Origin of the sequence: Pantoea phytobeneficialis (assembly GCF_009728735.1) — a bacterium.
Classification (GTDB): domain Bacteria; phylum Pseudomonadota; class Gammaproteobacteria; order Enterobacterales; family Enterobacteriaceae; genus Pantoea; species Pantoea phytobeneficialis.
In genome coordinates, this window is the sequence record NZ_CP024636.1 from 3,483,871 (window position 1) to 3,493,180 (window position 9,310).

General features: G+C 50.4%; 7 protein-coding genes and 1 pseudogene. All 8 read left to right on the top strand.

The genetic code is table 11. The features are described from left to right. Positions 1-899, top strand: an 899-nt coding sequence (gene tssI / locus CTZ24_RS16060; RefSeq protein ID WP_208724052.1) for a type VI secretion system tip protein TssI/VgrG, incomplete at its 5' end; no start/stop codon positions are given. Then, positions 896-1,309: a DcrB-related protein gene (locus CTZ24_RS16065; protein WP_208724053.1), complete on the top strand. Its 414-nt coding sequence runs from the start codon at positions 896-898 to the stop codon at positions 1,307-1,309. The genes tssI and CTZ24_RS16065, both read left to right, overlap by 4 nt. Before the next feature lie 2 nt (positions 1,310-1,311). Next, positions 1,312-5,781 (top strand): RHS repeat-associated core domain-containing protein, encoded by a 4,470-nt coding sequence (locus CTZ24_RS16070; protein ID WP_208724054.1) that lies wholly within the window; start codon positions 1,312-1,314, stop codon positions 5,779-5,781. Positions 5,782-5,792: 11 nt separating this feature from the next. Beyond that, the gene (locus tag CTZ24_RS16075; protein ID WP_208724055.1) at positions 5,793-6,407 is read left to right on the top strand and encodes a DUF6707 family protein; all 615 of its coding nucleotides are present in this window, start codon (positions 5,793-5,795) and stop codon (positions 6,405-6,407) included. A 233-nt stretch (positions 6,408-6,640) separates the two neighbouring features. Beyond that, the gene (locus CTZ24_RS16080; RefSeq protein ID WP_208724056.1) at positions 6,641-7,084 is read left to right on the top strand and encodes a DUF6386 family protein; all 444 of its coding nucleotides are present in this window, start codon (positions 6,641-6,643) and stop codon (positions 7,082-7,084) included. Between the two features lie 250 nt (positions 7,085-7,334). Continuing rightward, positions 7,335-7,934: a hypothetical protein gene (locus CTZ24_RS16085; RefSeq protein WP_208724057.1), complete on the top strand. Its 600-nt coding sequence runs from the start codon at positions 7,335-7,337 to the stop codon at positions 7,932-7,934. A gap of 297 nt (positions 7,935-8,231) precedes the next feature. After that, positions 8,232-9,029 (top strand): annotated as a pseudogene (locus tag CTZ24_RS16090) (RHS repeat-associated core domain-containing protein). Positions 9,030-9,104: 75 nt separating this feature from the next. Then, positions 9,105-9,310 (top strand): transposase (locus tag CTZ24_RS26735; protein ID WP_208723780.1); only part of this gene is annotated, 206 nt, incomplete at its 3' end.

Consider the following 9,310-nt stretch of genomic DNA (forward strand, 5'->3'; position numbering starts at 1 on the left):
TTACCGTGTTACCCACCACGATCACCTATCGTGCGCCCCCCAGAACGCCGTGGCCGAAAACGCATGGCCCGCAGACCGCGAAAGTGGTGGGGCCAAAAGGTGAATCGATCTGGACCGACCGCTATGGCCGGGTGAAGGTGAAATTCCACTGGGACCGACTGGCAAAAGGTGACGACACCAGTTCGTGCTGGGTGCGTGTCTCCAGTGCCTGGGCGGGCCAGGGCTTTGGTGGGGTGCAGATCCCGCGTGTCGGCGATGAAGTGGTGGTGGATTTTATCAATGGTGACCCGGATCGCCCGCTGATCATTGGCCGCGTGTATAACGAGGCGAGTATGCCACCCTGGGCGCTGCCCGCGGCGGCGACGCAGATGGGGTTTCTCAGTCGCTCGAAAGATGGCACGTCAGACACCGCCAATGCGCTGCGTTTTGAGGATAAGGCGGGCGAAGAGCAGCTATGGATCCAGGCACAGAAGAACATGGATACCAACGTAAAAAACGACGAGACCCACAGCGTTGGCGGTTCGCGTACCGTCAGTGTCACCCAGGACTACAACGGCACGGTGTCAGGTAGCCACACGGAGGCGACGCAACTGGCCCACTCCCAACTGGTGGGGGGCGGTTTTATTCAGCGTGTCCAGGGGGCGATTGTGCAGGCTTCCGACAGCGGCATCCGCCTGGTGGCGGGCCAGTCGGTGCTGGAATTAGGTGCTAACGGTCAGGTCACGTTGCAATGCGTGAATTTTAATATTGATGCATCCGGCACTGGCCAGATCAACACCGGCGGAACGCTGGATCTCAACCTGAAGCAACCCGGCGCACTGCCCGCCGTAGAGCCAACCCCGGCGCAAATCCAGGACGCCGTCAAAGCGGCATTTAATCAAGGAAAAGATAACGCATGAAAACCGTCCCTTTTGCCCTCTCTGAAGGGGTACTTAACCTGCCTGGCGCAGTCCAGGATCACAGCATCAATGTGTTGAAGTTCGCCGATGCGACCCTGGTGATCACCCGTGCGTGGGATATCCCGGTGGGGGATGAGGAGCAATACCTCAGCCAGCAACTGGCCAAAATTAAACGCAATATGAAAAAGGTGGTGTTGGGGCCGGTGGTGGACAGCGACGTTGCCGGTTTACCGGCGCGTGAGGTAGCACTGCGCTTCGAAAATCAACATGTGATGGTGTATGAAAAGCTCGCCGTGGCACGAGTGAATGACCATTTGCTGGCGTTTACCTTCAGCCGGATGCAGCCGTTTGATGCGGATGCAGATGCCTTCTGGACCGCGATCAAAGCTGGTCTGCAACCGGGAGGCTGAGGATGACAGATTATCTCGCGGCGCGTATCGGCGATCCGCTGGTGCACAGTTCGGCGCTGGCGGATTTTGTCGGCGGCCTGGTGGAAGGCGCGATTGTCGCTGGCATCGTGATCGCCGCCGGAACCGGCGTTGGTGCGCTGCTGGGTGGCGTAGCAATAGCTACGCTGGTGTTCAGTGGCGGCCTGGAGACGATCAGCAATGCGGCGGCGTCACTGGTCGACAGCCTTATTGACCCCGGACCGCCGGATGCGTTTATTGTCAGCGGATCCGGCAACGTCCATATCAAAGGGAAGCTGGCGGCGCGCGCGGCGGGTAGCGTGTCGCGCGATTATCTTAATGCGCCAGCGGCGGCTGACAATGGCATCGATTGGGCGGCGGTAGGCATGCTGGCGCTGACCGGCGTGGCGGCGGCAATGAAGACCGCGCTTAACCCCGGTGCCGCGCTGATGGCGGTAGCCGAGCGAGCCAGTCATCTCTCACTGGATGATGTTAAGGATTGGGGTAAAAACGTCTGGACCAGCCTGATGCAGCCGGTGGTGGAGAGCGCCAGTCCGTATGCGACTCCGCTGCCGCTCGATACCGTGACCTGCACCAAAGGTCATATGGTCACCAGCAGCAATTTTATTGCGCAGGGTTCGAAAAAGGTACTGATCAACAATCAACCCGCCGCACGTAACGGACACAAAAGTACCTGCGAAGCGGAAATCAAACTGAGTGAAAATCCGCGGGTGCGCATCGGTGGCGATACCATTACGGTTCGTGACATCCACAGCGGTAAAAATATCTGGGCGTACATGGCGGGGAACCTGATCGGCGGTGCGCTGGTGGGTATCCTGCCGGAGCTGTACCGCTTTGGCTTCAGCCGCTTGATTTTGCGCGATCTGGCAAAAGAAACGATCTGCCCGATTTTCGGCAACATTGGCATGGAAGCCGCTGTCCAGACCTTACACCCGGTAAATATCGCCACCGGGGCCAAAATCCTCGCACGCGAAGAGGATCTCGATTTTGTCCTGCCGGATCGTATGCCGCTCTACTGGCAGCGTATCTACCACAGCCGCAATCTGGCTACCGGTATGCTCGGTACTGGCTGGATGCTGCCGTTTGAAGTTCGCCTCTGGCGCTTGCCGGATAATCAACTGATCTACCAGGACATGACCGGACGCGAGCTGGGCATGGGGGAGGTCAACCCTGGCGATGTGATTGATTTCCAGCAGGAGGGGCTGAAGCTGTTTTGCAGCCCGAATGGCGCGATGGTGATGCAGACCAGCGAAGGTGAGCATCAGTTGTTTGAGCCGGATCCAACGCGACCGGGCGAGTGGCGCATCCATCGTCTCTATGACCGCCACGAAAACGTACAGCATTTTAGCTGGAATGATGAAGGCAAACTGGTTCGTATCTCCAGCGATAACGACGCGCTGGATGTGGAACTGGAATATGGCACGCATTCCGGGCGTCTGAGCGCGGTTTACCAGATTGCGGCAGGGGCACGTCATCTGCTGGTTACCTACGGTTATAACGACCAGGGGCAACTGACGACCGTGACGGACGCCGACGCTATCGTCACTCGTCGCTACGGCTGGGATCAGGCGAGCGATATGATGGCATGGCACAGCTATGCGACCGGGCTAACGATCCGGTATCAGTGGCGGCCTGCACACAACTCACGGCACTGGCGCGTCCATGCGTATCAGGTGTGCGACGAACGGGATGAGGTGCTGGAGAGCTGGCGCATTGAGACAGATGAGCAGCAGCGCTTTGCGCGTGTCAGCAATGATGAAGGCGTTAGCAGCGAGCACCACTGGGACGCCCTCAGCCGTATTACCGCCTGGAGCGACCCACACGGTGGAGACTGGTCGTTCGACTGGGCGGCGAACAGCGAACAGCTGCTGGCGATGACGCAGCCAGGCGGTGCACGCTGGGAATACGCCTGGGATGAACGCGGTAATATGACGATGGAGCGCGACCCACTGGATCGCACCCGCATCACCACCTGGCATCCGCTGTACGCGCTGCCGCTCAAGGAGGTACTGCCGGACGGCGCATTGTGGCAATACGACTACAATCTGGCGGGTGATGTGGTCGCGTTGACCGATCCCGCAGGCGGCGTTACCCGTTTTGAATGGAATGAACAGGGCGATCTGACGCGACGTATCGATGCGCTGGAAAACAGCCATCAATTCTGGTGGGACATGCGCGGGCAGTTGATCCGTGAAGAGGACTGCTCGGGCTATCAAAGCCAGCGGCAGTACGATGCCTGTGGAAAATTGATCAGCACTACCGATGCACTGGGTAACACCGATCGCTACCAGTGGAGCGCAGCGGGACGCCTGCAAACCTATGTTCGCGCCGACGGGCGGGAAACGCTGTTTAAGTACAACCAGGCCGGGTTGCTATGCGGTCAGAATATTGATGGCATGCTGGAACGCAGGGTAACGCTCAATGCGCGCGGTCAGGTGATTGAGGCGGTTGATCCCGCCGGACAGGTGACTCGCTATGACTTCAACCGGGCCGGACGGTTGGTGACACTAACCAACGGCAACCGACAGCAGTGGCATTTTGACTACACGCCAGCCGGACTGCTCACGCAGCAGCAGGACTACGCCGGACGTAAAACCGAATACCAGTACAACGGCGTGCAGCAGGTGGAGACGTTGATCCGTCACCCTGTGCGCGACAGTCAACTGGCACCAACGGTGGTGAATTATGAATACGATGTTCTGGGCAGGATGGCGGCGCGCGAAACGCCGCAGCACCGCACCGAGTATCGCTACCATGCTCTGAGCATCGAGATCCACCGCTTCTCATACGATGCATGGCGCCAGGCCATCATCAACGAGTGTGAACCGACTGGCGCGGAAGTGATGGTATTCCAACGCGACCCGTTAGGTCGGCTGGTCAGTGAACAGAATCATTCTGGCGAATATCGCCACCAGTATGATGCGCTGGGCAACCTGAGCGCTTCTGTGTACCCCGATGGGCGTGAAATGCAGTACCTGCGCTATGGTACCGGTCATCTGTTGGAGATGCAGTTAACGTTAGGTGGGCGTACGCATGCGCTGGCGGGCTATCAGCGTGACCGTCTGCATCGCGAAACGCATCGCACCCAGGGTGAACTGGAACTGGAGACGCAGTACGACATTGCCGGGCGCATTACCCAGCGTCGCAGCGTCGATAATTTGCGCCAGCGGCTGGTGTCGGAACGGCGTTATCAGTGGGATCGCGCTGACCAAATCATTCGCCAGATTGTCACCGATGGCGCACCTTCCAGCCCGGCAGAAAAATACAGTCAGTCTTTATGGGGCTATGATGCCGCAGGCAGAATGACGCGCAGCATTCAGCCGGGCGGCGAGGAACGTTTCTGGTATGACGCGGCGGATAACCGCACCAGCGAAGATCTGCATCCGGTGTGGGATAACCTGTTGAAGCGCCTGGAAGGCATTCGCTGGGAATACGACGGTTTTGGTCGTATAACCGAACGACATGATAGCCAGCGCGGCATTGTGCAGCATTTTAGTTACGACGATGAACACCGCATTTGCGAGGTGTTGATTGAGGGGGATGCCGAATATACCCGCGCGCAGTATCAGTACGATGCGCTGGGCCGTCGCATCGGCAAGCAGGTGTGGCGGCGCAATGCGGTGCAGCCCGAATGCACGCATTACGCGTGGTCCGGCATGCAGATGGTGGGTGAGCACAGCGACAGCAAACCCGAAGCTGCGGTGCAGTATGTCTATGCTGAAAACAGCTACGAACCGATAGCGCGCATCGACAGTTATCAGCAACACGCTGAGGTTTACTGGTATCACACCGAGATCAATGGGTTGCCAGACCGGGTGACAAATAATTGCGGTGACACTGTCTGGCAGGGGGTGTTTTCCGCCTGGGGACGCACCACACGAGAACGCACTGGTGTTGACTGGGATGTGCCGCAGAACCTGCGCTTCCAGGGGCAGTACCTTGACCGCGAAACCGGTCTGCACTATAACACTTTCCGGTACTATGACCCGTGCGGCGGGCGTTACACCCAGTTGGACCCGATAGGGTTAGCGGGTGGATTGAATAATTATACTTACGTGACAGACCCTATAGGTTGGGTAGATCCTATGGGTTGGAAAGGATGTAGTGTCCGTGAGGGAGATGGCGTTACTCACGATATCGTGCTGGTACTTACTCATAAAGAATACAAGCAAACATTCGGTCATATTAAAGATGTTATTTTCAGTGATAAACGCGATATATTCACTATAGATAGAGCATCTGCCAGCATAAACAGAGCTGAATCGCTTAAAGGAATCCCTACCTTAAAAGGATATGACCGAGATGAGTTCCCAATGGCGATGTTCAGAGAGGGGGGGAAAGGTGCAAGTGTGCGGTACATTGATCCAAGTGATAACCGAGGTGCGGGCTCTTCAATAGCAAATGCCTTAAAACCGTTCCCTGATGGTACTAAAGTAAAAATTGTCGTTGAATAAGAAGGTTTGGAATGAAATTTGACAATATTATTACAGAATTATCTGAGAAAACCTCTTCTTTAAAATCGAAGATTGAGAGTATTCCAGCGAAAAATTTAAAAACTGGAAAGATGGTACTGGAGTCATTATCAAAACTTGCATTTATTCAATATGTGAATGATGAATTTGATGATGCTGAAATTATATCTGAAAAATTATCTTCTATTGGGTTTGATAATGATTATGATTATTGGACTTGGATCGAGTTTTCGATTTCTCTGAGAGCACAGTTGGCACTGTTGAAGCAGGATGATGAAAAATATAACGATTCTGTTTTGAAAATAAAGAGTGTTTTAGATTCCGGCGAGGGCATGCTCAAAAAAATAAGAAATAATGTTCATAATCGCTTTATGGCAGGAGAAGGCGTTGAATTAGCTGAGTCAGTTGCTAGCGGAGAAAACAAAGATTTAGCCATCTCTTTTGACTTGAGACTAGTCTATTTAATGAAGTTGATTAAAATTAAAGTATTAGGTGGTTCACCTGAGTACTCTATTAATAAGGTTGAGAGGGATATAGAGGATAACTTATCTTCTATGCGGGGGTTGTTAAATAAATCGTCAATTAGTAAAGTAAAGCCTTTTTCTTGATTTTTTATTGGTCAGTTTTAAATGATTACGGAACTGACCTTTTACAATGAAGGGTTTGTGTTGACTCTGTCTATATTTAGAATTCATACTTCTAGCTAATATTAATATCATTGCATTAATATTTTCAATAGTAATGGTAAATATTGAATTCTTTAGCAAGTGAATTTGAACAATTCTGAGTTGTGCAAAATTAAGCGATGTGAAACGAATTTACCTCTTAACAAAAGCAAGATATGACTAATAAATTCTCTTTTTCAACGGATACTGCGACGTTATCTGTTTTTGACGTGGCTTCTTTAAAGCACAGAGTTAATGATGATCCTGATTGGTGGAGTATTCCTGATGATGAAGTAGGTGAAATTAATAAAGGGAATGTTCTATTTTTAAACCTTGGCAGTGATGGTGACTACACGGTTGAAATTTGTGATGATCTTAAAGACGGATATGGGTCACTGTTTTTGAATATTCCAGTTGGGAAGGTGTTTATTGGTGCCGGTGAGGATACTAGTGGCGGAGATCTTGAGCCTGATGGTTCAGATTATATGTCAGGCATTTTCTTTGAGCTCTCACCTGGGTTCTATGAAGTTAAGTTTAAAAAAGAAAGATATGATATTTTGTTGTCATTCATAAAATCGAATCGTAGCAGTAATAATATTAATGATTTGATTAGGTTGTAATATACTAATACAGAACTTCCTAAGGAAAGTATTTAGTGTAAAGTAAAAGTAATAAAGAACTATAAATGAAGCTGGAAGTGGTCAGAATGATCCTTCCGGCTTTTTTTGACCACTCATTGCCACGACATATTAATAGTGTTAAGTGTAATGGTGAAGTTGGAACTCTTTGGCCGGGGCATCGGGGTAACTTTGAAAATGCAGGTAAAGGACGCCTAATCGATCGTGTGGCAACACGAACAAGAATGGTTAAGTGTTGAACTTAATATTTTCAGAGGTGATTATGATAGATGTAAATGAAGCGATTAAAAAGTTGGTCTTTATTTTAAATAAGCATTCAATCGCAGGAATGGATTCAAAAACACTACCTGAAGATATTAGTGATGAAACAAGGGTGAAAATATTATCATCATATGAATTGCATGAGTTTTATTCTGCGTTAAAGCCGAACGATATAAAAATAGAAACTGGTTATTCACCTATAAAAATATTTTCACTTGATACGATCATAGCCGCACAATCAGGATATCAAAGTTTGTCTGATGACTCGTTAGTCATAGCTGATGATTTCGGTGGAGGGAAGCCAATAATTGCACATATTGAGAGTGCTAACACTCCAGTTTATGCTAATTATGATGTTGGAAAACCTTTCAAAATTGCTAATGACTTCCCCGGTTTTATTCTTTGCCTGGCTGAAACCATTGACGTGGTTTACGGTTCTTTTAACATATTTGATATAGCTGATTACGATGATGTTATTAAAGGTGATTTTGTAAACGATTTGAGATTTCGAGTGGAAAATATAATTGGATCTTCAAATTTTGATGCTTGGTTCGATTATTTATATGGATGAAGATTTTTTTATTATCATGAAGCAATAATAAAACAAAAAGAACCATAAACAAGTCGGAAGCGATCATGTCGGTCCTTCCGTCCTTATCTTTTGGTTAATTTCATCCTTATCTCTTATCCCGACCAAGTTCCTGTCCTTCCCCGCAACTCTTCCTTATACACCCAATTCCCCGAGGCACCCTTACACTATCATTAACTTCTTTATTTGACACACTCGGTACGCCATACCGGAAAGTCACTTTGATGGTGCCATATTGTACAACTGGAATGCACACACCATTCGTGGTCCGGCATGCAGATGGTGTGTGAGCACAGCGACAGCAAACCCGAGGCCGCAGTGCAGTATGTGTATGCGGAAAACAGCTATGAACCGGTGGTGCGCGTCGACAGCTATCAGCAACACGCTGAGGTTTACTGGTATCACACCGAGATCAATGGTCTGCCGGATCGGGTGACGGATAACCGAGGCGACACCGTCTGGCAGGGGGCGTTTGCCGCCTGGGGACGCACCACACGGGAACGCACCGGCATTGACTGGGATGTGCAGCAGAACCTGCGCTTCCAGGGGCAGTATCTTGACCGCGAAACCGGTCTGCACTATAACACTTTCCGGTACTATGACCCGTGCGGCGGGCGTTACACCCAGTTGGACCCGATAGGGTTGATGGGTGGGGTGAACACTTTTAGTTATGTTGATGATCCAATGGTTTGGGTGGATCCGCTAGGACTTGAAGGATGTTCCACTCGGCTCGGTAAAAATATGATGGAGGCTATGGGATTAAAACGTTCTACCAAATGGAGTGGCTATCAAGCCCACCATATTATTCCCAAAGAGTTATCAAGCCATCCAATACTTAAAAAAATTGGTTATGATATTGATGAAGCTGGAAATGGAATATTCTTAAGGTAGGTAGATGAAGGTGTTAGCACTATGGCAAGGCATCAAGGCAACCATTTTGGTTATACCAAGGCAATTGAAAATGCTTTGAATAAGATTAATCCAGAACAATCGATCAGCGCTTTGAGTAAAGATGTTTCCAATATACAGAATTTAGCCAGAAGTGCGATGAGTAATGGTACTAGATTAGCCCCTTAGATCACCAGACACTTCGCCTCTCTTAAAATAAGAGGTAGTCTTGGAACTATGTTTAACACCAGTCAGAATAATAAGATGGTTGAAGTGTTATCAGGACCTGAGCGACGTCGGCGTCGTACTCCGCAGGAAAAAATTGCCATTATTCAGCAGACTATGGAACCGGGCATGACCGTGTCTCACGTCGCACGACTGCACGGTATCAATGCTAATCAGATCTTCAAGTGGCGCAGGCAATATGAAGACGGCTCACTGACCGCCGTGACCTCAGGCGGAGAAGTCGT

What these genes read in the sequence shown, in the direction of transcription:
- CTZ24_RS16080 (WP_208724056.1), top strand. Translation starts at nt 6,641, where the DNA reads ATGACTAATAAATTCTCTTTTTCAACGGATACTGCGACGTTATCTGTT.
- CTZ24_RS16065 (WP_208724053.1), top strand. Translation starts at nt 896, where the DNA reads ATGAAAACCGTCCCTTTTGCCCTCTCTGAAGGGGTACTTAACCTGCCT.
- CTZ24_RS16070 (WP_208724054.1), top strand. Translation starts at nt 1,312, where the DNA reads ATGACAGATTATCTCGCGGCGCGTATCGGCGATCCGCTGGTGCACAGT.
- CTZ24_RS16075 (WP_208724055.1), top strand. Translation starts at nt 5,793, where the DNA reads ATGAAATTTGACAATATTATTACAGAATTATCTGAGAAAACCTCTTCT.